General features: G+C 41.3%; 21 protein-coding genes and 1 tRNA gene. 5 read left to right on the forward strand and 17 right to left on the reverse strand.

What is annotated here, in order from left to right:
* The 3 genes from A9260_RS06345 to A9260_RS06355 all read right to left on the reverse strand — a co-directional run.
* Positions 1 to 1,752: VCBS domain-containing protein (locus A9260_RS06345; protein WP_197485257.1), on the reverse strand; the 1,752-nt coding region annotated here is incomplete at its 3' end.
* A gap of 595 nt (positions 1,753 to 2,347) precedes the next feature.
* Complete coding sequence (gene phnR, locus A9260_RS06350) at positions 2,348 to 3,061, reverse strand: phosphonate utilization transcriptional regulator PhnR (RefSeq protein WP_068697284.1); 714 nt, start codon at positions 3,059 to 3,061, stop codon at positions 2,348 to 2,350.
* A gap of 164 nt (positions 3,062 to 3,225) precedes the next feature.
* The gene (locus tag A9260_RS06355; RefSeq protein WP_068697286.1) at positions 3,226 to 4,818 is read right to left on the reverse strand and encodes a DUF4145 domain-containing protein; all 1,593 of its coding nucleotides are present in this window, start codon (positions 4,816 to 4,818) and stop codon (positions 3,226 to 3,228) included.
* Between the two features lie 172 nt (positions 4,819 to 4,990).
* Between A9260_RS06355 and A9260_RS06360 the strand changes: the two genes are divergently transcribed.
* Complete coding sequence (locus A9260_RS06360) at positions 4,991 to 5,872, forward strand: EamA family transporter (RefSeq protein WP_231892573.1); 882 nt, start codon at positions 4,991 to 4,993, stop codon at positions 5,870 to 5,872.
* 73 nt (positions 5,873 to 5,945) lie between these two features.
* On the opposite strand, the gene A9260_RS06365 is transcribed toward A9260_RS06360, so the two are convergent.
* The gene (locus tag A9260_RS06365) at positions 5,946 to 6,467 is read right to left on the reverse strand and encodes an NUDIX hydrolase (protein WP_082957074.1); all 522 of its coding nucleotides are present in this window, start codon (positions 6,465 to 6,467) and stop codon (positions 5,946 to 5,948) included.
* A gap of 347 nt (positions 6,468 to 6,814) precedes the next feature.
* On the opposite strand from A9260_RS06365, the gene A9260_RS06370 reads away from it, so the two are divergent.
* On the forward strand, positions 6,815 to 8,185 hold the full coding sequence (locus A9260_RS06370; RefSeq protein ID WP_068697289.1) for an L-serine ammonia-lyase: 1,371 nt from the start codon (positions 6,815 to 6,817) through the stop codon (positions 8,183 to 8,185).
* A 132-nt stretch (positions 8,186 to 8,317) separates the two neighbouring features.
* Here A9260_RS06370 and A9260_RS06375 read toward each other — a convergent pair whose 3' ends face one another.
* The 7 genes from A9260_RS06375 to A9260_RS06405 all read right to left on the reverse strand — a co-directional run bounded on the left by A9260_RS06375 (position 8,318) and on the right by A9260_RS06405 (position 14,569).
* A complete protein-coding gene (locus A9260_RS06375; protein WP_068697291.1) occupies positions 8,318 to 10,066 on the reverse strand; it encodes a formate--tetrahydrofolate ligase in 1,749 nt (582 codons plus the stop codon).
* A gap of 143 nt (positions 10,067 to 10,209) precedes the next feature.
* The gene (locus A9260_RS06380) at positions 10,210 to 10,764 is read right to left on the reverse strand and encodes a hypothetical protein (RefSeq protein ID WP_068697293.1); all 555 of its coding nucleotides are present in this window, start codon (positions 10,762 to 10,764) and stop codon (positions 10,210 to 10,212) included.
* A gap of 61 nt (positions 10,765 to 10,825) precedes the next feature.
* Entirely contained in the window at positions 10,826 to 12,892 is a 2,067-nt protein-coding gene (locus A9260_RS06385; protein ID WP_068697295.1) for a heavy metal translocating P-type ATPase, read from the reverse strand.
* A complete protein-coding gene (locus A9260_RS06390) occupies positions 12,889 to 13,188 on the reverse strand; it encodes a YtxH domain-containing protein (RefSeq protein WP_068697297.1) in 300 nt (99 codons plus the stop codon). Before A9260_RS06390 ends, A9260_RS06385 begins: the two co-directional genes overlap by 4 nt.
* On the reverse strand, positions 13,181 to 13,483 hold the full coding sequence (locus A9260_RS06395) for a magnetosome protein MamC (protein WP_068697298.1): 303 nt from the start codon (positions 13,481 to 13,483) through the stop codon (positions 13,181 to 13,183). Before A9260_RS06395 ends, A9260_RS06390 begins: the two co-directional genes overlap by 8 nt.
* Before the next feature lie 4 nt (positions 13,484 to 13,487).
* On the reverse strand, positions 13,488 to 14,234 hold the full coding sequence (locus tag A9260_RS06400) for a hypothetical protein (RefSeq protein WP_068697300.1): 747 nt from the start codon (positions 14,232 to 14,234) through the stop codon (positions 13,488 to 13,490).
* Positions 14,234 to 14,569 carry an HMA2 domain-containing protein gene (locus A9260_RS06405; protein ID WP_197485258.1) on the reverse strand — a complete coding sequence of 112 codons (336 nt, stop codon included), beginning with the start codon at positions 14,567 to 14,569 and terminating at the stop codon, positions 14,234 to 14,236. The genes A9260_RS06400 and A9260_RS06405 overlap by 1 nt, the downstream gene beginning before the upstream one ends.
* Positions 14,570 to 14,749: 180 nt before the next feature.
* On the opposite strand from A9260_RS06405, the gene A9260_RS06410 reads away from it, so the two are divergent.
* Complete coding sequence (locus tag A9260_RS06410) at positions 14,750 to 15,112, forward strand: HMA2 domain-containing protein (protein ID WP_231892572.1); 363 nt, start codon at positions 14,750 to 14,752, stop codon at positions 15,110 to 15,112.
* A 29-nt stretch (positions 15,113 to 15,141) separates the two neighbouring features.
* On the opposite strand, the gene A9260_RS06415 is transcribed toward A9260_RS06410, so the two are convergent.
* Complete coding sequence (locus A9260_RS06415; RefSeq protein WP_068697304.1) at positions 15,142 to 15,636, reverse strand: hypothetical protein; 495 nt, start codon at positions 15,634 to 15,636, stop codon at positions 15,142 to 15,144.
* A gap of 227 nt (positions 15,637 to 15,863) precedes the next feature.
* A tRNA-Gly gene (locus tag A9260_RS06420) sits at positions 15,864 to 15,938 on the reverse strand.
* 818 nt (positions 15,939 to 16,756) lie between these two features.
* Between A9260_RS06420 and A9260_RS06425 the strand changes: the two genes are divergently transcribed.
* The gene (locus tag A9260_RS06425) at positions 16,757 to 19,639 is read left to right on the forward strand and encodes a polysaccharide lyase 6 family protein (protein WP_068697306.1); all 2,883 of its coding nucleotides are present in this window, start codon (positions 16,757 to 16,759) and stop codon (positions 19,637 to 19,639) included.
* A gap of 81 nt (positions 19,640 to 19,720) precedes the next feature.
* Here A9260_RS06425 and A9260_RS06430 read toward each other — a convergent pair whose 3' ends face one another.
* The 4 genes from A9260_RS06430 to A9260_RS06445 all read right to left on the reverse strand — a co-directional run bounded on the left by A9260_RS06430 (position 19,721) and on the right by A9260_RS06445 (position 22,577).
* A complete protein-coding gene (locus A9260_RS06430; RefSeq protein ID WP_068697308.1) occupies positions 19,721 to 20,353 on the reverse strand; it encodes a fumarylacetoacetate hydrolase family protein in 633 nt (210 codons plus the stop codon).
* A gap of 27 nt (positions 20,354 to 20,380) precedes the next feature.
* The gene (locus A9260_RS06435; RefSeq protein WP_068697310.1) at positions 20,381 to 20,656 is read right to left on the reverse strand and encodes a putative quinol monooxygenase; all 276 of its coding nucleotides are present in this window, start codon (positions 20,654 to 20,656) and stop codon (positions 20,381 to 20,383) included.
* A gap of 26 nt (positions 20,657 to 20,682) precedes the next feature.
* Positions 20,683 to 21,801 (reverse strand): glycine cleavage system aminomethyltransferase GcvT, encoded by a 1,119-nt coding sequence (gene gcvT, locus A9260_RS06440; protein ID WP_068697312.1) that lies wholly within the window; start codon positions 21,799 to 21,801, stop codon positions 20,683 to 20,685.
* 152 nt (positions 21,802 to 21,953) lie between these two features.
* The gene (locus A9260_RS06445) at positions 21,954 to 22,577 is read right to left on the reverse strand and encodes a helix-turn-helix domain-containing protein (RefSeq protein WP_068697313.1); all 624 of its coding nucleotides are present in this window, start codon (positions 22,575 to 22,577) and stop codon (positions 21,954 to 21,956) included.
* A 220-nt stretch (positions 22,578 to 22,797) separates the two neighbouring features.
* Between A9260_RS06445 and gcvH the strand changes: the two genes are divergently transcribed.
* A complete protein-coding gene (gene gcvH / locus A9260_RS06450) occupies positions 22,798 to 23,178 on the forward strand; it encodes a glycine cleavage system protein GcvH (RefSeq protein ID WP_068697315.1) in 381 nt (126 codons plus the stop codon).
* Positions 23,179 to 23,331: the final 153 nt, after the last annotated feature.

Below are 23,331 nucleotides of genomic sequence, written 5' to 3' on the forward strand. Positions count from 1 at the left end.
GCCATTTTCGCTGATGGTCACCACCGAGAATGGAATGTCCGTCGTACCCGACATGATAGGCGTTTGTGATGAGGTTAAATCATCACTGTGACTGCTGCCGGTATCACTGCCATCGGTTAAATCTAACGTCACTGCGTTAGTTGGCACTGGGGCAAGTGGGGTTAATGTCGGCGGCGTATCGGTTACTTGAGGTAATGACGCTTGAGTGGTTGGGTTCGTTGGTGCAACCACCGTGGTTGTGATCGGACCTGGCTGACCACTGGTTGTCGGTGCCGCGACTGTACCCTGCACTTCAAAAGTGATGTATTTATCATCCACACCACCGTGATTATCTGACACTTGAACATGGAACGACTCTTGACCACGGTATTGCTGTGTCTGAGCATCATACCCCATGCCTTGCACGCCAGCGTGCGCGCTGTACGTATAAGCGCCCGTTTTCTCATCCAGTACCAAGTCACCAAATTGACCCTGCACGCTTTGGCTACCTTGCTGACCATCCAGAATCTGGAAGGTGTGCGTATCGCCAGTATCAACATCTGTCGCAGTGACGGTGCCTTTGCTATGATCGCCTTTTGCATCTGGTGTAATTGTCACCACTGGCGCGTCATTGGTGCCGACAACCGTAACGCTAACAGTTTCAGTAACTTGAGCGCCTTTATCATCGGTCAATGTAACCAACATACTTTCAGTATGCGTTTCACCTTCGGCCAAATTTTGATCATGAGGGTTATCTAAGGTGTAGTGCCATTTACCTGAGCGAGGCTCTAAGGTAAATGCGCCATAGTGTCCTTGCAGATTATCCGCGGTATAAGTAATTACTTCACCATGGTCGACATCGGTGGCGGCAAGTTGTCCTTGCGCTGTTAATACACCATCTTCTTTTGTTGCACCGTGCTGAGGAGTATTCACTATCACAGGAATATCATTCGTACCCTGCACAATAACGGTAATATCTTGAAGCGCAGCAACACCCGCTTCATTAGTCACCGTAACGTGTAGTATCTCGGTGTGGGACTCACCTAAAGCTAGGTTTTGATGATGGCTGTTATCTAATTTATAACTCCATTCACCTGTATCTTTATCTAGGCTAAATTCACCATACTGACCATGTAAGTTATCAGGAGTGAAAGTTAATGGTGAACCTTGCTGCGGGCTATGAGCATCAACTGTACCGTTAGTCACTAATGTGGAATCTTCAATAACAGTACCGGATGAAGGCGTGCCTATTATTGGCGGCATTAGGTATGAGAAACCTTGTTGCGCTCCTGTGTGCGAGACTATCCCTGCATGCGAGACATTAGTAGGAGCCACTACCGGAGTAAATTGTCCTAAATTATGACCTAACACTCCCACAACTGGCGTTATTTGTTGCCCGATATATGTGTCAGCATGGTGGTAGTGATGACCGCCTGTATTTTCAGTGTGATATCTTGGTTGAAATTCAGTGTCAGAAGCTACGTGAGTAGGAGGCACTGGACTAACACTCTGATGGCCTTTTGTTTCAGTTGCTGTGTATGCTGGTACTGGAGTACTTCTGGTATATGAAGTATGAGCAATTGATGAGTGACTACCCTGAGTCGGATTCGCTGTAACGCTGAGGTGATATGACGGAAGAATGAAAGCATCAACGTTATTATTAGAAGCAAGAGTTTGTGACATCACCAAACGTCGAGCTTTTTTTGCACGCCCTTGTTCAGTTTTATTTTTTGATTCTTGCGAAGCTTTTTTATTCTTGTCTAAATCTGCCATTAATTTTACCGCCAATGCTCATATTGAAAATATGATGAATAATTGTCTGAAATCACAAAAGTACACATTATCTCTACACTACCAAGAATTTTAATGTACTCTTCAACTCTTAACTGACCACTAAAAAATAATTCAAACTCTATATACAAACGCACTTACGCAGTGATATGCATATAAAAGTCAGTCACATCTATTGATGATCTTCCCACTGTACAGAAGTTAAACACAAATTTCCGCTCCCTTTTTTAAAAACTATTTTCCCACATTTCAAAGTCAATTTTCTCTAATGATAAGTCCCTTGATTGCTTTATATGACCTAAGTTTTGAATAGGTATGATTGAGATAGCGCCTGTGGATGCATCCAACCGACTGAGTAATTAATAGTTTGATATGAAATTTAATTCTTGAGAAAAACTAGTTTTTTCAATCAGGTAGGATAAATCTGCTCATAAAAAAACCTCACTGCTATAAAATGAACAATGAGGTTTATAATTAGTTTAGTTAAATGTCAGCTAGAGTGCTATTTATCAGCCTTTGCCGCAGGCCCGGCCAATTTCCTACACCATTTAGCTCTTGGGTTAATGTCTATTTTTCTTTAATTATGCGTACTGGTTAACTTGATAGCCGACTCAATACAAATAGCATCATGACGCCAATATTCTAATGCACAATCAATCAAGTTTCCTTGCTGATCATAGTTGATACGTTGAAGTAACATTACAGGGCTACCTGCTGTTGCTCGTAGTTTTTGTGCAACTTCACCAAATAAAGAAGTCGTACTCACTCGATAACGAATCTCTGAATAATGGATACCATAATGTTCACGGTAGATATCGGTTAATGACAAAGACAAATCATGATCTAGTAGTGTTGGGGCGCATTCCGGGCGCACATAGTTCTCCACAAAGACAACCGGGCGCTGCTCTAAGTAACGTACTCGCTCAACTTTAAATACATCCGAAAACGCAGGCAAGCAGAGTAATTCAGACACTTTTTTATCGGCAAGCATACTTTTATAGCCTACCAATTCAGTAAGGGGTTCACGGTTTTGTGCCTTCGCCATATCCATAAAATTAAGCGTTAGCGTTGGGTCGTATCGCAAAGGTAAAGGTGAAATGAACCAACCTCTACGATCTTCTCTATAGATTCGCCCCTCAGCCTCAAGCAGTGATAATGCTTCGCGCAAAGTCACTCTAGTGGTGTCAAAAAGCTCAGCCAGTTTTCGCTCAGAAGGGAGCTTTTGTCTTGGGCTAAGCTGTCCTGACTCTATTTGCTCTACAATAACGTCTTTAATTTTTACGTACTGCACTCAATATTCCCTTTTATGCTTACATTAAATCTGTGGTTACTTATCGCTAGCTTTGATACTACCGTAAATATTGTATCTAAGACATATTCGGTAAATTCATCTCAATTATGTATCACATGATCGATTGCTCTCAAAAAAGGCGAGTAAATTAAAATACATAACCGTTATTTACGGCGCGCTTTTTTAGCCGCCTTACTTTTCTTTCTGTCTTTTGCTTTTTGCACTCCGTAAGTTCGACCTACATTTTTTGTGGTGCAAAACCCGCCTTTCTTCAATAACGCCTTCCCTTCCGAAGAATTAAGATACGCTCTAGCCTGCGCGTCACCGTCATTTGCCGCTTCTTGCAACAGTTGACGCAGTGGCATCGGCGTACTTACGCTATGAGTTTCTTTAAATTGCTCAATTGAGCGAATGGCCACGACAGATTTTAAACGAGCTTTCTCTTTTACATCTTGAGTTTGTTCCATTGCCCGCACAAAGATATGGTTAACCAATTTGTTGTGCCCTTCTGCTTGGGCAATAACCGTGAGCAATCGAGATTCCACTTCTAGCGCCATAGGCAGGCTTTCATAGCTGGCTACCATCATATCAGCACATTCTTGAGGCGTTAAAGGCTTAGATACCGCTTTGTTCTCAGACAGAAAAGCCGCATAAGCCTTAAAGAAATTCATGCCTGGAGTTAACATTGCTTCTGCGGTAATTAATGCACTGCGTAGCGCCCTAAAAGCCAGTTCATCTTGCGCGTCATTTTCATAGGCTTTCACTCGCTCAAACAAATCTAAGGTATAAGATGCTTTATGCTTGGCATCAATCCCTTTTTTAATCAGATCTAGATACGCTTTAGAATCATTTTTATAAGTCAATAATTGCATCGAAAAAATGGCTTGATGGTTATCCATTTCAACGGCTTTGGTCAGTTGCTCAATCCCGAGTTTTTTCTCGCCTAAGCCAATTAGATACAAACCAAAATAGCAATGAGCCTCTCCGTCTTTATCTACTTTTAGCGCTTTTTTATACAGAGCTTTGATCTGTAAATTATCATTGCAAAGCAGCTGTTTATTGGCAAAGCAATTTGCTTGCAAGAGCCAGCTTTGAGTACAGCCTTGTTGCAATGCTTTTTCTGACCAGTACTTTACATCGTGCTGCCAAGTCGCACGTTGTTGCTTATCGGTATACTCATTAAGTGATAATTTGCTGACAAAATGCTTGGCAATCGCATAGCTAGATTGCGCGTCACCACTTAAAGCTAAAGTGACGGATTCTGCTAACTCTAAAGAGGGGTTCTCTTGCCAAGTTGGCAACAGCTTTTGATCGACTTTAAGTAGCTTATTCGCTAAATATTTTGCCAATTCATGCATATCTTGTAATAACAAACGCATACGGCTTTCTGACAATGTCATTTGCGCCACAAAGTGACCGTTGCTTTCGCAAATATGTAGCGACTGATTGCCATAACTGCGCAGACGGTTCATCAAATCAATCACCCAGCGATCAACGGTTGATAAGGCTTGCAGTTGCTTTATCTTGCTGGCTAAGTCTCCATGAACTGGCGGACGGAGATCATAGTATTTGCCTAGTTCATGGCAAGCCAATTCAACAAATAGACGCATCTTCGCTAAGCTAGACTGACCATCAATAAAGGCGTATTTCTCCGCCTGTATTGCTTGAATATACAGCTCGTTTAATCCATTTTGCAGGAAACTATAATTATCAACGGTATTAACTTGCGGGTAATGATTGAATTGGGCCACGGACATTAGCTTATCTCTTATTCTGTTTATTTGATGTCAGAATAACCAACTAAGCGACAATTAATGTCGCCTAAAAACTAAAGTATAAAATCTTTGCATAATTAATGACCTAGATCAGTATTGTCATATCCTCACTCTTCTATAGGATGGTGACAGCCTTTTGCCTCTTTCTCCAAGGATACCCGTGAGCTGGATTCTTTTTACATTTTTGGCCGCTTTTAGCCAAGCATGGCGCAATGCATTTCAAAGTCAGTTAAGTAAAACCCTCAATGTCGCCGGTGTCACTCTCGCACGTTTTTTATGGGCAAGCCCATTGGCACTCATTTATCTCATTGGCTTATATCAATGGCAACCGACCGATATGCCGACATTTACTGGGCATTCGTGGTTCTTTTTGATTGGTGCGTCCATCATGCAAATCATTGCTACAGCATTGATGGTGGTGTTATTTAAACAAAAGAATTTTGCCATTGGTGCGGGGCTTGCCAAATCTGAAGCGCCAGTTTCAGCTTTCTTAGGGGTATTGTTTTTTGGCACTAGCTTGACGTTATTTGGCTGGATTGGGGTATTAGTGGGTGGGATCGCGGTGTTGATTTTAAGTTGTCCGCAAGGTGCTCGTGGTATTTCTCTTAATACCGCGGCGTTAGGTTTGGCGTGCAGTACCTCTTTTGCTTTAACCTCCCTTTGGGTAAGAGAAGCCAGTTTAAGCCTGTCACTGCCCTTCCCTCACAGAGCCGCTTGGGTGCTATTTATTGTTATATTTTTGCAAACTATCATGCTCACTAGCTATTTACTGATTAAAGATCGCGACACACTAAAGCAAATGCTCAGTAAGCCAAAGTTGGTTGTGATGACCAGTGTGGCAAGCTTTATCGGTTCATTTGGCTGGTTTAGCGCAATGTCACTACAAGCGGTGCCCTATGTGAAAACTCTGGGACAGGTTGAGATTTTATTTACCATGCTAGTGTCGTATTTTTATCTCAAAGAAAGCATCCCGAAAAAAGACATGTTTGCACTGATCTTAGTGGCCATTGCAGCCGCACTGGTGATGTGGCATTGATAAAGATCTGGTATTAATAAAGGTGTGGCATTAAAAATAACTCATAATAATGCCACAACAAAAACAAACGAGCCTATTCGCCAAGATGTTGTTTTAGCGCTATCACTGCTTGTTTAGTGGACTCAAAAGCGAAACGGCTCAAGTCAATATCGGCAAGAGGTAGCCAGCTTAAGCTTTCGACATCATCGGCGGCAATCACTTGCGCTCCTTGTGGCAGAGTCGCGATAAAAAACATATCACACGTTTTATAAATTACCTCTTTATACGGGTAAGTATTCGGAAAAGTGCTGAGATAAGTAAAGGTTTCAGGCTCAACTCCGATCTCTTCTTTTAACTCACGTTGCAGGGCGTATTCGGCGCTTTCATCTGGGTCCACAAAGCCGCCGGGTAAATCCCATTGTCCCTTACCTGGCTCACGCGAACGAGTCGCAACCAATAACAGTGTATTTTGTTCAGCCACTTGATCTTGCTTAATCACGGCGACCATCACCGATGCCGCCATATTTTGGAAAAAAGTAAAATCACATTTGCTACACACAAATTGATTGTTGGTATTAGTGAAGCTTTTTACGCCACATTTAGGACAATACAACATTAGATAAAACCTTATATAAAGCACTTTTTTGTCATTTTATCACTGATGACAAACAGAAATGCTAGGTAATTAGCAGTAAACTCCCTTTATTGGCACTTTTGTTAATTTGTAACAAACTGACGGATGAGAAACGTCTGATTTTGTTGCATCGAAGATGCCTAGTGACTATTTTTAAGGATATAATGCGCAAAGAAAAAGGACTTCATCAAGCAACAAAAACAGTTTCTATTGAAGTGGCAAGCTCACTTCATTGCTAGCCTCACCGGTAAAGCATCTTCACTCTTGCTAGCACTGTGTTTTGTTATCCCTAATTGGTTTTTGCCATATTGTCGTAATAGGTAATGAATATGTATTCAATCTTTGATATCTACAAAATAGGTGTCGGTCCTTCTAGCTCCCATACCAATGGCCCTATGCTTGCAGGCTATCACTTTACGCAACTTATTCAGCACAATGTGTCTAAAGTGGCACGTATTCAAGTGGATTTGTACGGATCTCTTTCTTTAACCGGCAAAGGGCACCACACTGACCGAGCGGTTATTCTAGGTCTACTTAGCAATCGACCTGACACCATCAAAATCTCCAGTGCCAATGCTCAAATGCGCAGTGCTATTCAAGATAGCCAGCTCAATATTGCCAATCATCATTTAATTGAATTTGATTACGACAGAGATATTTTGTTTCACCACAGCAACCTGCCTCTGCATGAAAACGGTATGACCATTTCCGCATTTGACGATGCGGGTAACCGAGTCAATTTCGAAACCTATTATTCTATCGGCGGTGGCTTTATTGCGACTGAGGATGAGTTGCAAAACGGCAAGCAAACCTCTGATGTCTCGGTCGAGTTTCCTTTTTCTAGCGCTGATGAAATGCTAATGCAAGCTGAGAAAAATGGTCTTAGCCTTGGTGGTATGGTGCTAAGAAATGAATTAGCTTTTCAAGATATGCCAGCAATTGACGCCAAAGCCGATCAGATTTGGAAAGTAATGTGTCTGTGTATGGAGCGTGGTTTTGATACTGAAGGCATTCTTGATGGTGGCCTGAATGTTACCCGCCGTGCGCCTAATCTGCTTAAAAAACTGGAAGCTAACGTTCTGGTTGAAAATGATCCGATGGAGATTCTGGATTGGATCAACTTATTTGCCTTTGCAGTAAGTGAAGAAAACGCCGCAGGGGGACAGGTGATCACCTCTCCAACCAATGGTGCTGCCGGCGTGATTCCTGCGGTACTAATGTATTATCACCGCTTCATTAAAGAGCTCAATACCAAACAACTCAAAGACTTTATCGCGGTATCCGGTGCCATTGGTATTCTTTATAAAACCAATGCCTCTATTTCTGGCGCTGAAGTAGGATGTCAGGGCGAAGTGGGCGTGTCATCGTCGATGGCCGCCGCAGGACTTACCGCTCTAAGAGGCGGCAGTAATGAGCAAATTTGTATTGCAGCAGAAATTGCCATGGAGCACTCGTTAGGTATGACGTGCGACCCCATTGGCGGGCTTGTTCAAGTGCCTTGTATCGAACGTAATGCCATGGGCGCAATGAAAGCAATCAATGCCTCTCGCATGGCATTAAGGCGCTCTAGCAAATGTTTGATCTCTCTTGATGATGTCATCGATACTATGTATCAAACAGGCAAAGACATGAACAAGAAGTATCGTGAAACGTCACTAGGTGGTTTGGCTATGATTCACCTTGCGCCGCCGTGTGAATAGGCCATCAATTAAAAAGGCATAGCGTGTATTCATGCTATGCCTTTAATATTTTTACTTTTTACTTTTTACTTTTTACTTTTTACTTTTTACTTTTTACTTTTTAAATAGGAACTTTGTCGCCCCAATAATGAGTTAACTTAGACCTGTAATATTCCCATCATCATCAATATCTAAATTCATAAACGCAGGCTTATCTGGCAGTCCCGGCATCGTCATCACATTGCCACACAGAGCGTAAATGAATCCCGCGCCAGCACACAATTTTAGCTCGCGAATGGGCACATCAAACTGAGTCGGAGCCCCTTTCACGCTACCATCAGTAGAGATAGACATTGGCGTTTTTGCCATGCATATTGCCAAATCATCAAAACCAAGTGCTTTAAATTGTTCCAACTGCGCTTTTGCTTTATCGCTCAGTGTGGTTGAAGCCGCGCCATAACCACTTTCGGTGATGGTCATGATCTTCTCTTCCAATGTTTGAGACATTTGATAAAGAGGTTTAAATTGAGTCGGAGTTTGGCACTGCTCAACCACTTTAGTTGCAAGCTCTACTGCGCCCAAACCACCTTTTACAAACGCTTCACAAACCGCAACTTCGACTGAATACGGCAGTGCTTCTACCATAGCTTTAAGCTCGAGAAGTTCTTCATCGGTATCTTGCGGAAAACGGTTAATGGCCACAACTGCAGGAACGCCATATTTGACGACGTTTTCAATATGCCATTTTAGATTGGCAAAGCCTGCTTGCAGCGCTTTGCTGTCTTTATCAAACATAGAGTCTGGAATAGGTTGCCCAGGCTTTAGGTTGTACAAACCAGAGTTGGCTTTTAAGCCACGTAGTGTTGCCACGATAACCGCACAATCTGGCGCTTTACCAGACGCTTGCGCTTTAATATTACAGGCTTTTTCAAAACCCATATCAGAGCCAAAACCAGCTTCCGTAACGGTAAAATCAGCCAGTTTTGTCGCAATGTTATCGGCAATAATAGAAGAGTTACCGTGCGCGATATTGGCAAAAGGACCCGCATGCACAAGAGTTGGAATACCCTCTAATGTCTGCATCATGGTCGGCTCAATCGCATCACGCATGCTGACTGTCATTGCGCCGGCAACGCCAAGATCTTCGGTTGTTACTGCGACACCCTCGATAGAGTAACCAATAACAATATTACCGATGCGCTGGCGAAGATCGTGAAGATCGCTGGCAAGGGCCAATACCGCCATTAATTCAGAAGCGGCTGAAATATCAAAACCATCTTCACGCTCATAGCCATTGATGGTTTTGCCTTCATCATTTAGGCCGACCGTGATTTTACGCAAAGCGCGATCGTTATGATCAATGACCCTTTTCCAAGTAATTGTCGCAGGATCGATTTGCAGTGCATTCAAGCCAGTGCGAGCTTCAAAGTCTGCATAACCTTTACGTTGCTCATGATAAATACGAGCGTCAATTGCCGCTGATGCAAGGTTGTGAGCTGCGCTAACCGCATGAATATCACCGGTTAAATGCAAATTTAACTCTTCCATTGGAGCGACTTGAGAGTAACCACCACCCGCAGCGCCGCCTTTAACGCCAAATACAGGTCCCATTGATGGCTGTCTAATACAAGCCATGACCGATTGACCAACCTTAAATAAACCTTGCGCTAAACCAATGGCTGTAACGGTTTTTCCTTCACCTAAAGGTGTCGGTGTCATCGCGGTAACAACAATCAATTTTCCGGTTTTTTTGTTGGAAAGACGTTTTAAGGTTTTAAGGCAAATTTTCGCTTTATGTTGGCCTTGAGTATAAATCTCGTCAGCGTGCAATCCTATTGCAGTGGCTACATCGGTGATAGGGCGTAATGGCGTGGCGCGTGAGATTTCAATGTCCGACAGCATAGGTTCCTCTAAAGGCATATAAAGACAACTGATGTTGGCGGGAATCTTAAAGAAATTTCGTAATAAGTAAAGAGCAAACGTTTGCGTCAGCTAAAAAATATTTTAATATATCAACTGAATGCATAACAACAAAATGAGTATTTTTACTCTTTAAACAGTCGCTTAAATCGCAGCATGATTGAACGACCAAAACACACTTTATTACCCTTTAAAGCATTTAATCCCTCATAAAACGATTCCATCCAATCACATCTCAATTGATGCTCAGAAAAGCGTGTTAAAGAGGATAGTAATGTGCCTGCTTGGGCTGCATAGTCATTTGCCAAGGAGTAGTCCATTTGCATACGTCCTTGAATGAAAAGCCATATGTGCATGATTAGATGAAATTCTTCAACCAATGGCGATTTGAACGCTTTAGCATGCTCACCACTCAACGAATCATCAATCACCTTTTTCATCGCGGCAAGGCTTGGCTGCTGCTCTTGTAGTTGTTTGACTAATTTCTCATGGTGCAAAGTAAATAAGCCCAACATAACCGCAACATCAGAATGTTGTGGGTGCATCAGTTTTGACTTTTCAAACAAAGGCGACAATGTATTACAAAGCACAGACAGCTTCGCTTCATCAGAGGTGACTGACTTAGGCAGATGAAAGCCTATGGTATGCAGTGCGTGTAACAGTACGTTGGATTGGGTCATAAGAGAATATAATAAAGGGGCATAAATAGCGTTAATAGCCTAATTATGCCCTTATTCTTAATCAGTTACGAGCGTGACGTAACGCCGCAGAACGACCTAAAATAGACAAGGTGGTACCGTTGTGAAGCAAGGCGCTCATTGCAGGGTTTAGATAACCTAAAGCCGCCGCAAGCATAATGCCACTGTTGATATACTCCGCCGCTTTGATGTTAGAGTGAATTACCCGCATTGAAATATTAGCTAACTCTCTAGCCTCCACAATGGCGTGTAATTTATCTTTCAATAACACAACATCGGCAACCTGTCTTGCAAGCTCAGTACCTTCTGACATAGCAACGCCGACATCAGCCGCAGTTAACGCAGGAGCATCATTCACACCGTCACCGATGAACATGACCTTTCTGCCTTCTTGCTGCAAAGCTTCAATAATTGATGATTTTTGTGCAGGTACCGCTTCGGCGTACATTCTATCGAGCTGTAGCTCATCAGCCAGTAGTTGCGCTTTATACGTGCTATCACCGGTGATCATAATTAATTGATTCACACCAAGTTTGCGCAGATCATTCAACGTTTGTAGTGCATCTTCGCGTAAATGGTCTCGAAGACCAATCATGCCAATAAGCTTACTTTGACGAGAAATATAGATGAGATGTCGACCTTGAGATTCGTAATCTTGGATCGCCTCTTCCACTTGCGTAAAATCAACATCTTCATGGGATTCAAGAAAATGACGGCTACCCATCACGAGCTTGGTGCCATTGAGTGTTGTTTTTAAACCATGCGCAATAACGTATTCAACTTCACCATGCTCTATGTGAGGCAGTTCATTGTGCTTAGCCGCATTGACTACAGCTTGTGACAATGGATGGTTACTGTGCTCTTCCACTGATGCGGCAATCGCCAACAAATCTCGCGCATTGTTATTGGCACATATAGGAATCACATCCGTAACTTCCATATCGCCATAAGTCAATGTACCTGTCTTATCAAAGACGCAAGTATCAACGCCTGCAAGCTTCTCGATAGCGCCGCCACCTTTAAATAAGATTCCTTGCTGTGCGGCGCGGTACATAATCGATTTAAAGGTTACCGGTGTGCTAAGTTTCAGAGCGCACGAATAGTCTACAAGGAATACAGATGCAACACGGTTAATGTCTTGAGTTAATGCAAAGACTGCCGCGCCAATGCCTAAAGTGATCTTAACTCGGCGGTTTGCCATGTCTTGAGTCACACGCTGAATATCACTTTTCTCACTCAAAGAATCGTAAATCAGCTTAGCAATTTTAGCGGTCGTCGCTTCACTGCCGACTTTTTCTACTCGAATAAGAATCGTGCCATCGTGAACCATGGTGCCAGAGTACACTTTGGCATCTTCTTCGCGACGTACAGGGACATTCTCACCGGTTAAAGAGGATTGGTTGATCAAGGCTGTACCTTTGATCACCGCGCCATCAATTGGGATCTGAACGCCCGGACCAACTTCAATAACATCATCAACTTGCAAAGAACTTGAATTGACCTGTTTGCGCTCGCCATCCACCACTAACCAAACAATGGTTTCTTTAGGACGCATCAGATCAGCCAGCAACTCATCACTGTTTCGAGTCGTTTTCTGCTCTAAATATTCCCCAAGGCTTATTAAGCTTTGAGTCATCATTGCCGTTTTATAATCGCCACGATAAGCAGACAAACCCACTGCGATAGCATCGAGCACTTCAACAGAGATTTTTTTGTCTTTTAACTCTTGAACACCTTCTAGCAAGGTTGGCGCAATCAAAGTTGCTGTTGTCAGCGCCCCCCATTTTTGCGGAAGCAAAGCTGCAGAAATTGTCCCAATAACATTCATCGCAATGTCACCGCGAGTGAACTCATGCTCACCCTCTTCTGACATTGCTACTGAGAAGTCGAGCTGGCTCAATCTCTGTTCAACAACATTGTGATCAAGTAATTGTGTTTCATACTCAATAACAATCGAACAAGCTTCTTCGTTGACACGCACAAGAGAAATCCCTTGAATGGCCATTAAGCTCGTTTTGATCCAAGCACCTATGTCCGAATACTGCTTAAGTTCGGGAACCTTAAAACGAATTCGTCCGGGAACATGGTGCTTTAGTTGAATGGGGATCATTCTTCACCTTTGTGAAGATTACGATAATATTCAAGCTCTGCTTGCGTATCTTCTAAGCGTTCTTTTAATTCTTCAACTTCGCCCCGAACAGTTGACCACGCTTTTTCGCCAGTAGCAGCAACGCCTTGCTTAAACTTTTTATTGGTTAGCAAATACGCAACCGCTGCGCCAGCTGCAATACCCATAGCAAAATGGGTTTTGGTATTTTGATTTTGATATTGAGGCGCGGTGTTTTGCGTCTCTTGTTGAGGGTTACCTGTATTTTGGTTTCCCGCAAACGGATTATAATTATTCATTGTTTGATCCTGATGATTGATCGAGTAAATACAAGCCAGCCGCGCCGACACTTAATAAGGTCAACATAGATAAAACTGGGCGGCCTGACATTTTCTCGGCAACATAAGTAGTCGCGCCAGATGCAATACCAGTTTTAAGCGCGGTAGTCGCAGCATTTACAACTAATTCATTAGTAGAAAGCGAACCGTTTTGATGTTGTTTCCATTGTGTAACAACAGCGGTACTACCTCCTGCGATAGCACCGACTAACATCGCGCGATTAGCTGAACTCAATTTGTTTGTTGAGTTACTCATTCGCTTACTGCTCTTTTGATTCAGGTTCTTCCGTTGTCGCAGCTTGAGCTTCTACTTCAGGTTCTGCTTTATGTTTTTCAACAGACTCTTGGAAGCCTTGTTTACCCGCTGACACAGTATCTCTAAAGATTTCGCTGCTAGTATTGATGTTTTCTTTTACAGCAGACGCAGTATGAACAGCCGTATCTTTTACTGTACCGCCACCTGATTTAAGCATATCGCCAGCACCAGAAACGAGACCCATTAATTTGCCTCGAACATTCTCATTGCTCATTAACATTGCCGCAGCTGCGCCAATCATTGCGCCTTTCCAGAATTCTTTATCGTTCATACCAAAAGTTCCTAATATTTCTTTAAACGTACCCGCATCTTCACCTAAAGCACCATCAAGCATGGCTTGAGCTTGTTCAAAAAGAACATCATTGCCTTGCTGTTCAGGAGTTGGTGATTGCTGGGATGGTTGTTGTTGAGATTGCTGTTGAGATTGTTGCTGAGATGATGGCCCTTGCTGAGGCATAGAAGGATGCCCCCAGTATGGCTGTTGCATCATATTTGGCTGACATTGTTGAGCCATATACGGTGCCATCATGGGATTCATAAATGGTGACATCATAGGAGGCATCATTGGTGGCATATTTGCGCCTGATTGCTGCTGCATCGCCATATAGGATTGCATCATTTCTTTTTGCATTTCTAACATCGCATGAAAATACTCTTCATACGGATTAGAAGGAGTGTGTTTGTTATCCATTAAGAATTTCCATTGTCACTGATGTGCTCTGCAATTTTATAGCAAGCAAGTTTTGCATCCTCTTCACTATCTGAAAATAATGCATCTATCCAGCTCGGCTCTATTATTGCGGGGGCATATTCAAGCACAATACTGCCAGTGGCGGCATTGAGTTGATAATTTTTAAAGGCTGGTACCGATTGAAGGGCATCTTCGATATCTTGGCTTCGGAAGCTACTTAATTGAGCGATGATGCCTAACTTGTACTTTAGGCGAATTCGGCCTGGGATATGATGGGCAATTTTAACCCATTTTCGAAATTTTAATGCTTTTGCGACATATTCATTTACAGTCATGACTTACTACCTTATGTCTGTTTACATACCCTGAATACGTATAAGTAATACAAGATGTGTCTGTGGCAAATATCTATTATTTGTGTATTGATTACAAGTCTTAAATATTTATTTTGCACTCTATTATTGCCAGTGCTAATATCGATAATGTAAATAATTATCATTTGGAATCATCTTACTATGAACACTTACATTCACAAAACAAATCAACGACTTAGAGTAAGATCTGATTTCATAAAAACTCACCCTAAAACAGTACAAAATCTATTAAGTCAATTTGAAGATATCGACGCAATTCATAAAGTCACCCACAAAAAGCATGCCGGATCTGTTGCCATTTGTTTTGACTGCAAAGAGTTAGATTGCGAGAGTTTAATCGAGATTTTAGATAGTCATGGCTGGCTGAAAAGTTCAGAGAAACCTTCGTTTATTGAAAATGCCGCCGTATCAGGAACTAAGACTCTAGCAAAGAGCTTGGCAGGTATTGCGCTAAGCCGATTGATTGGTCCTTCGGTAAGTAGAGCCATTCTTAATTTTGCTTAATATGCGATGGGTAATGTGACTAATAATGATTATGCAGAGAGTTGATAACGTTTAGCCGCGCACTTACATATTCCATTTTTTAACGCAGGGCATCGTTTGCATGCAGGTGATTTGAAAGCTACGTATAAGTTTGCATTAGCAGGCTGAATTGAAATTTTCTGTGGTTGTACAACTGGTTTTTCTACTCTTTTTTTAGCCACTGGCGTAACTGGTGCTTCTTTAACTTTTTGAGATATTGACTCATCTGATCCTAATATTTCAACAAAATCACTTTGATAACCCTGATGGTCGTTAAACCACGATAATATTGGTTTCAATGGTGTCGCAAGCTCAACCGCCGCATCAATCATAACTTGATTAACGACGCTCTGGATCTCCCCTTTTAGCTTATCGTTTGAGTGATGATTTGTTTTGTCAGCATTGCCAGTCTCTAACCTTAAGTTCTTAAGCTTGTCTACTTTCTTATTCTTAATTTTCTTAACTGACTTCTTTTTTAGCTTTTTGAGGGCTTTGCTCGCATCCATATGACCACTCTTAGTGACCTAACAACCTATCGCTAATGATAACCATTGCTATTATCTTTTGCAATTATTCACATGATATTATGCGACAACAAAATTACCTATTGAGGTAGGCCTAGCAGTGGCAGTGCTATAGAGAAGTAATCACATTTCGACAGATACGAAAAAACACACAATAAAGTGCGTAGAATAAAGCTTTTAAAATTGTGGGTATTGTATGTAGCAGAGATTGGAGCGTGCAGCGGGAATCGAACCCGCATCATCAGCTTGGAAGGCTGAGGTAATAGCCATTATACGATGCACGCACATCGTGAAGACGCAGTTAATATGCCACAATAATTTGAAAATAAAAGCGTTAATTTAAGAAATATCACCCTTTTCAAATCATTCGCATGCTTTTTAGTCTAAATGAGCAAAAAGCATGCTGGTTAGCGTTGACATGCCGTCTACATAAGCATCGTACGTGCTAGTCCTTTAGTTTTACTCTCTAATTCAACATTACAGGGGCCTAGTCGCTGAAACCAAATTTAACAGTTATTAGATCAGCCTCAGCCTCAGGTTTTATCATTTCTAGTAAATGCGCAGCAAATGTACCCACGCAATCACGATGTTTACAGCATTATATTGCAGTCATTTGAAAGTAAGCACGTGATATCAATTATAACTTCTAATTTTATATGGATAATAAGAAACTACTTGCTCTTTATTATTTAATTAATCCCGTAAAATAATACAATTGAGTTTTTGCTGAACTATAAAACTAATAACACAAATAATAATACACATATTAAGAGATATATTTTCTAACACGAAAAATAAGAGTCGACTTTCATATTAATATGCAACAGAGCTCACCTGTTATTACAGAATTCATATTTCATCAAAAATAAATTCAATATATTTTTTAGATCTTCATCACATAAGTAATTAAATAACACAAGACTTGCAAAGAAGAAAAATAGCAGGCTAAGTCATTGGTTTTCAAGAGTTTAAAATTGAACTCAGCATATGTGCATCTCGGATTTAAATATAAACCAAAATAAAAACAAGGCGAAGATCACAGTTTAGAATAACTCGAAGAGTAGTATTTTTGTAATAAAGTATTACCAAGGCGTAGAATATTATGAACAAAAATGCATTAGCTATTTTAATTGGTTTGGCTCTTGTGGGTTGTAACAGTGAATCCAATACAGGCAACACCACTCAGCAAGTATCAAAAACACCAGATACACAACAAGTAACAAAAACACCAGCTAAAAAGACAACTGAGAGTGTACCTTCTTCTTTAGTTGAAAATAATGCACTGGTTACACAAACCAAAGCAACAGAAGTTGGTCAGCCAGCCAATACCGTTCCAATGGCCCCGCTTAAAGCGGATTATGATACAGTTTTTAAATCTTCAGGTATCCCAGAAGGTATAACCACTATTCCTAACGTTAAGTGTTCAGACGCAGACACCTTCAATACATTATCAGGCTTAAAAGACAGAGCTAAAGAGCTAACTGGCAAACAAGATGATGCCACTGAACAAGCGCAAAAAGATGGCACGCAAGTTGAGTATAAAAATAAAGACGTTACCTTATGTTTAGCCGATGGAGAATATACTAATAATGGTTCTAAATTTGATTTAAAAATCAATGGATTTACCGTGGCAGCAAAAAATCCAGGTAACGTTATTATTAAAGATGATGAAGTCTCCATTGCAATGAATGGTCAACATAGTGTGCTGCAAGGATTAATCTTTAAAGATGTTAAATTTGGAAGTGCATTAATCCAAACACGTGGGGCACATAACCTTGCATGTGAAGACTGCCGAATTTCAGAAGTATCTATTCTCAATGCTAAGCCTAAAAAGGAAGGCAACTCTGGTGTTTTAGTCAAAATTTACGGTCATCATGTATGGCTTGACCATAGTATTATTAGTGGCAAAACAAATGCCAATCCGATGATTTCTTTGGTTCGTGAAAAAGGTCTAACTGAGGACCAGAAAGCTAAAAATATTGTAGTTTATAAAAACTATATAGCTAACCGCCCACCAGTTGATGGCAAAATCTATCCTGGGAATGACAATGACTATGAAGCTATTCGTACCGGTCTTAGTGAAACTCACGAGCAATCAAGCAAATCATTTGTGGTCGGTAACTTGTTTGAAAATATCCAAGGGGAAGCGGAAGTTGTTTCAAACAAAGCCACTGATAACACCATTAGCTTTAATACCATTCGTGATAGTTATGGTTCATTAACCAATCGCCACGGACATAATACAAAAATTGAAAATAACTTCATTATTGGTGATGGATACCCACAATCTGGTGGTATTCGTATTGTTGATGCTGGTCATCAAGTTAATAATAACTACATCGAAGGTGCTCGTTATCTTAGCTCGACTCATCACGGCGGTATTGTGTTGCTTGGCTCCGATAGCATGAGTGATAAAGCTGGTGGCAACGGCTATCAACCAGTTAGAAACGTACACGTCACTAACAATACCATTGTCGATAGTGTTAATAGTTTGAACCTTGATGGTGGTGGTAAAAAAAATCAGCCAACAGAGGTCTATATTGAAAATAACATTGTAGATAAAGCCATCGGCTCCATATTTAAAAGCTCTGATCGCGGCTTGCCACCAGACTCTGAAATTTTAGGTAACTTCTTATCTGGAGACAAAATTGCTGACAGTGATAACATCACCATTGATAAACTTGCAAATAACACCTTTGAATCTGCTGGCCTTGAACGCAGTAGTGAAAATGGTCTATATAGACCTACAATCAACTCACCAAGCCTAACAGTGACTTTCACTTCAGACAATAAAGGCGAAATTGATACTCCTAGAATTGACATGGATGGACAATCTCGCAGTAAAAACAAATTAACGTCTATAGGTGCCGATGAAACAAATACTAAAGTTCTACGTACGATTCAACCATTAAGTTACTCTAATGTTGGTCCAGTTAATTATAAAGTGACTAAACCTGAACCTATTGTTATTACTGCTCCGATTAAAAATAGTAACTTTGATAATTGGACTGAAAGTTGGGATGGGGGAACAAACGCAACAACCATTACCGGTGTTAATGCATTTTCAGGGCAAACATTACAATTAACTAATAATAGTGAAGTCACTCAAGAAATAACCGTATTACCTAATCATCATTATGTAATGAGTGCATTTGTAAAAGGTAGTTACGCGCTTTCTGTCAACGGTACAACTAAGATTAAAGACAATGTAGCTAAAGGTAATGTTACTGGTGATCAATATAAATGGATAAAACTACCATTTGATAGTGGCTCAAATAAGAACGTTACTTTATCACTCGCAATTCCAAAAACAGTTACCACTAATGCTAATGTCGCTGATACTGATTTTAGCGACTACAAAAACGGTCATAAAGAAGGTTGGACCGAGCACAAAGATAATGCTGATGTTGGTAGTTCAAGTGATAGTGCATTCTCTGAAGGTGGTTCTGCACGCATGCGCTTTAAATATAGTGATGATGCCACTAATGACTTCACATCTGAACCAAGTATTAGCCAAGTAGTTTCTGGGATACCTGAAAATTCAGACGTTACTTTCTCTATTTACTACTGTAACCAAATGAAAGGTGACGCATCTCTTGCCAGCCTTCACTTTGGCGCTAAAGAGGTAGCAAGTACTTCTCTAGCAGGCCATATTTTAGCTGACAAAACTGTTCAGTATAGTGACCTCAAAGATGCTCCTAGCGGCTCTAAAAAAGATTGCTTCAAACAAGCGACGACTACCTTTAACAATGGTACTAATACTAGTGTAGAAATCTTTGCTGGTATGGCAGTTGCTCCAAATGATGTTGATAGTGTGAAAGCAAGTGGTGCTTACACCAACAACGGTACAAGTGGTAAGTTTGAAATTCGTGTCGATAACCTAGCACTTTCTTATGAAGGTCCAGCAAGCGCTGATTTAAGTGGTAACTTTGATGAAGTACGTGTTGCAACTCGTACTGACCAACAACCTCAAGCAAACGACTAATCTAGACTTAGTTAAATAACGAATAGGCGCCTTATTTAAGGCGCCTTTTTTTGGCTTGCTAAAAATAAAAAACTGAGAAAACTACTGAGCAATCCAACGTTGCTCAATAAGGCATTGTTCACCTTGCAATACGCGTCCGACAAAGCGGTCACCTTTATTCACTATCCCTACTCCTTTTGGCGTGCCGGTCATCACTACATCACCATCTTCTAAGGTCATAAATTGCGCTAACTGCTGTTTGATCACTTTCGGTGGATAAAGCATTAACTCAATACCACCTTGTTGAATCAGCACATCATTGATCCATAACTGTAAGGATAAACCTTGCATGCCATTGTTTAATTCCACAAAGTCGGACAGCAGTGCCGAACCATCAAAGGCTTTACAGCGCTCCCATGGTAGTCCTTTGTTTTTCAGCTGTTTTTGCATCTCACGCTTAGTCAAATCCAAACCAATAGCAACCGCTGAGAACTCTCCTGATTCCACTAAGAAACACAGCTCTGCTTCATAATGCAATGCTTCGCCATGAACACTGTGCAAGGTAGATGTTAACGAGGAATTGGGTTTCATAAACACCACCATGTCCTCGGGAATTTCATTGCCTAGCTCTTCGATATGCGCCACGTAATTGCGACCAATGCAGACTATTTTACTGGGTGTATAAGTGCAATTTTTGCGTGATGTTGAATTTAATTCGATGGTATTTAAGGGCATAGAGGTGCCTTTTAAAAGAGAGAAGGTTTATTGATAAAGAGTGTAGTGCCTGATGACATTAGTGGTGATCTTTCCCCACTTGGATTGTTTAACGCGGCGCTGATGAAATTCAAAAGCCGAGCTATCTACAAACTCTTCATAGACATCAAAACGTAAAGGGTGGTGAATCGATTGTGAAACCTGAAAGGTAATATTGCCAAGCTCCGCCTGAGTCATTTTAATATGTTCAGGTAGAGCTTGTATCACTGCATCTAAGTCTTGAGAGAGAACAATAATGTGCCCTTCTAGTATCACTTTAGACATATATCACAAAAAATAGATGATTAGTCTTATCCGCGGAAATAACGCTGAGGTACAAACGGCATTTTCTCAACCGTCATAGGCAGTTTTTTACCACGTACTTCGGCGAAAATCTCTGTGCCTACTGCCATCAAATCTTTGCGTACATAAGCCATAGAAACAGGTTTACCTGCGTTAGGACCTGCCGTACCACTGGTTACAATACCCACTTCGTTGTCATCGGCATCAAATAGTTTACAGCCTTCACGTACTGGTGCTTTAGTTTGTCCAACCAGACCAACGCGTTTGCGTTTCACATCTTTAGTTGCCAATTGCTCAAGGATAATATCAGCGCCAGGGAAGCCACCCGCGCGCTCACCGTCAGTGCGGCGAATCTTACTGATAGCCCAAAGTAGGCTTGCTTCAACCGGTGTCGTGGTTGTATCTAAGTCATGGCCGTATAAACACAGTCCACATTCAAGGCGTAAAGAGTCACGAGCGCCAAGGCCAATCCATTCTACTAAATCTGAAGCGGTTAGCTCACGAGCTAGATCTTGCGCTTTATCACTCGGCACAGAGATTTCAAAACCATCTTCACCGGTATAACCAGAGCGACTGACAATACATTCAACGCCAAGAAGCTCAAGACGCGCCACATCCATAAAGACCATGTCTTTTACTGCTGGGTTAAGCTTAGCTAACACATCCACCGCTTTTGGTCCTTGCAAAGCCAATAGCGCACGATCGTCAATCACTTCTAGCTCAACATCCGCTGGGATATTAGCTTTAAGATGAGCAATATCTTGCTCTTTACACGCCGCGTTCACTACAACAAATAGATGATCACCAAGATTGGCCACCATCAAATCATCCATGATGCCGCCTTGTTCATTAGTGAAAAAGGCATAACGCTGATTACCGCTTGGCAAGTCAATGATATCAACCGGAACCAGTGCTTCTAACGCTGCGGCTGCATTGTTACCTTTAAGGCGCAGTTGCCCCATATGAGAAACATCAAAAAGACCGACTGAATCGCGAGTATGTAGGTGCTCCTTCTTTACCCCTAATGGATATTGAACTGGCATATCATAGCCAGCAAACGGTACCATTTTCGCGCCTTGTTCCACATGTAAAGCATGTAGCGGGGTCTTCAGTAAAGCTTCAGTCATTGTCTCTCCTTAGCTGTGTTCTAATAACAAAATCTTGTTTCTGCTTAGAACAGCAGATTCTTAATGATTAATATCCGTTTCTTATCTAAGCAAACGTTTGCTGACACTATAGGAAACTTCGTCTCTTAACACAATAGTCTAGAATTACAGCGCTACTTTGCTGTTACCCAAATAATTTGGGCGTCCTCTTCACTAACTGAAATCAACGCATGTCCCATATTGGCATCGTAATACACACTATCGCCCTCAGTCAGCGTTAACGGCTCATAAAACTCAGTATAAAAGAGTACTTCGCCAGAAAGAATTAATAAAAACTCTTCCCCGTCATGACGAACCCAACCGTGAAATTCATCAAAACTGCGTGCATGAATCACCGATTTAAACGGCATCATTTTCTTTTGTGACATTTGAGTCGCAAGCAATTCATGCTCATAGGTCACAGTCGGATGAGGCTTACCACCTCCCTTTAATGTTATGTCTCTACGTCCGCTCGCCCCTTTATTCTTAGGGGGAGTGAAGAGTTGTGGCATGTCAATATTTAAGCCAGTTGCTAATTTTTGCATTGCTTGAAAGGTGGGGCTTATCTGTTCATTCTCAATTTTACTCAAGGTTGAGCGAGCAAGACCGGTACGTTGACTCGCTTCTTCAAGAGTTAAACCCTGCTGGCTGCGAATTGACTTAATTTTGTCACCTAATTTTAATGGTTCTACGCTGTTTTCTACAGAGGATTTCTCTATGCTAAGCGATGGATATTCGTCCAATACAGGTTCTTTCATAAGCCTCTTTACCGAAAAGTGATGCAATGTGTCACTAAAAAGTGTGCCTTAAAAAGAGCCGCGTATGAAGAGCAATTGTGAAGATTTAATGAGAAATAAGTGGCAAAGTTGATATTTTTGTTTCCAATAGGAAATTTCGACTTGAGAATGTACACAACTCAGTTTATTTTATCTTCAGTATGTTTTTATTATTTCAATCTGATTAAGTTGGAGATTCAAGATGGACAACACCCTAAAGTTTGCAGATAGCCATGAGTGGGTTAAAGACAACGGTGACGGTACAGTAACAATCGGTATCTCAGAGCACGCTCAACAAATGCTTGGTGATGTTGTATTTGTTGACCTACCTGACGTAGAAGACAGCATTGAAGCAGGTGAAGGTTTTTCACTGGTTGAATCTGTAAAAGCAGCATCAGACATCTATGCACCAATTACAGGTGAAATCATCGAAATTAACGAAGAGCTAGAAGATAGCCCTGAACTGATTAATGAAGAACCTTATGAAGGTGGCTGGATTGTTAAAGTAAAACTGCAAGATCCATCAGAGCTAGACAACTTAACAAATGCTGAAGATTACTTAGCTAGCATTGAAGAAGACTAATCGCAGTAAGTAATATTTATCATTTATTGAGTAAAAACAATAAATTAAAGTATCCCCGCAATTGCGGGGATCTTGCCATTAAGAGATACGTAGCATCAGTTAAACGCTCACGCTGCATCTCATTAAAGGTTTCAAGTAAGGTATAAAGGAATT

Source organism: Vibrio sp. UCD-FRSSP16_30 (assembly GCF_001676025.1).
GTDB lineage: Bacteria > Pseudomonadota > Gammaproteobacteria > Enterobacterales > Vibrionaceae > Vibrio.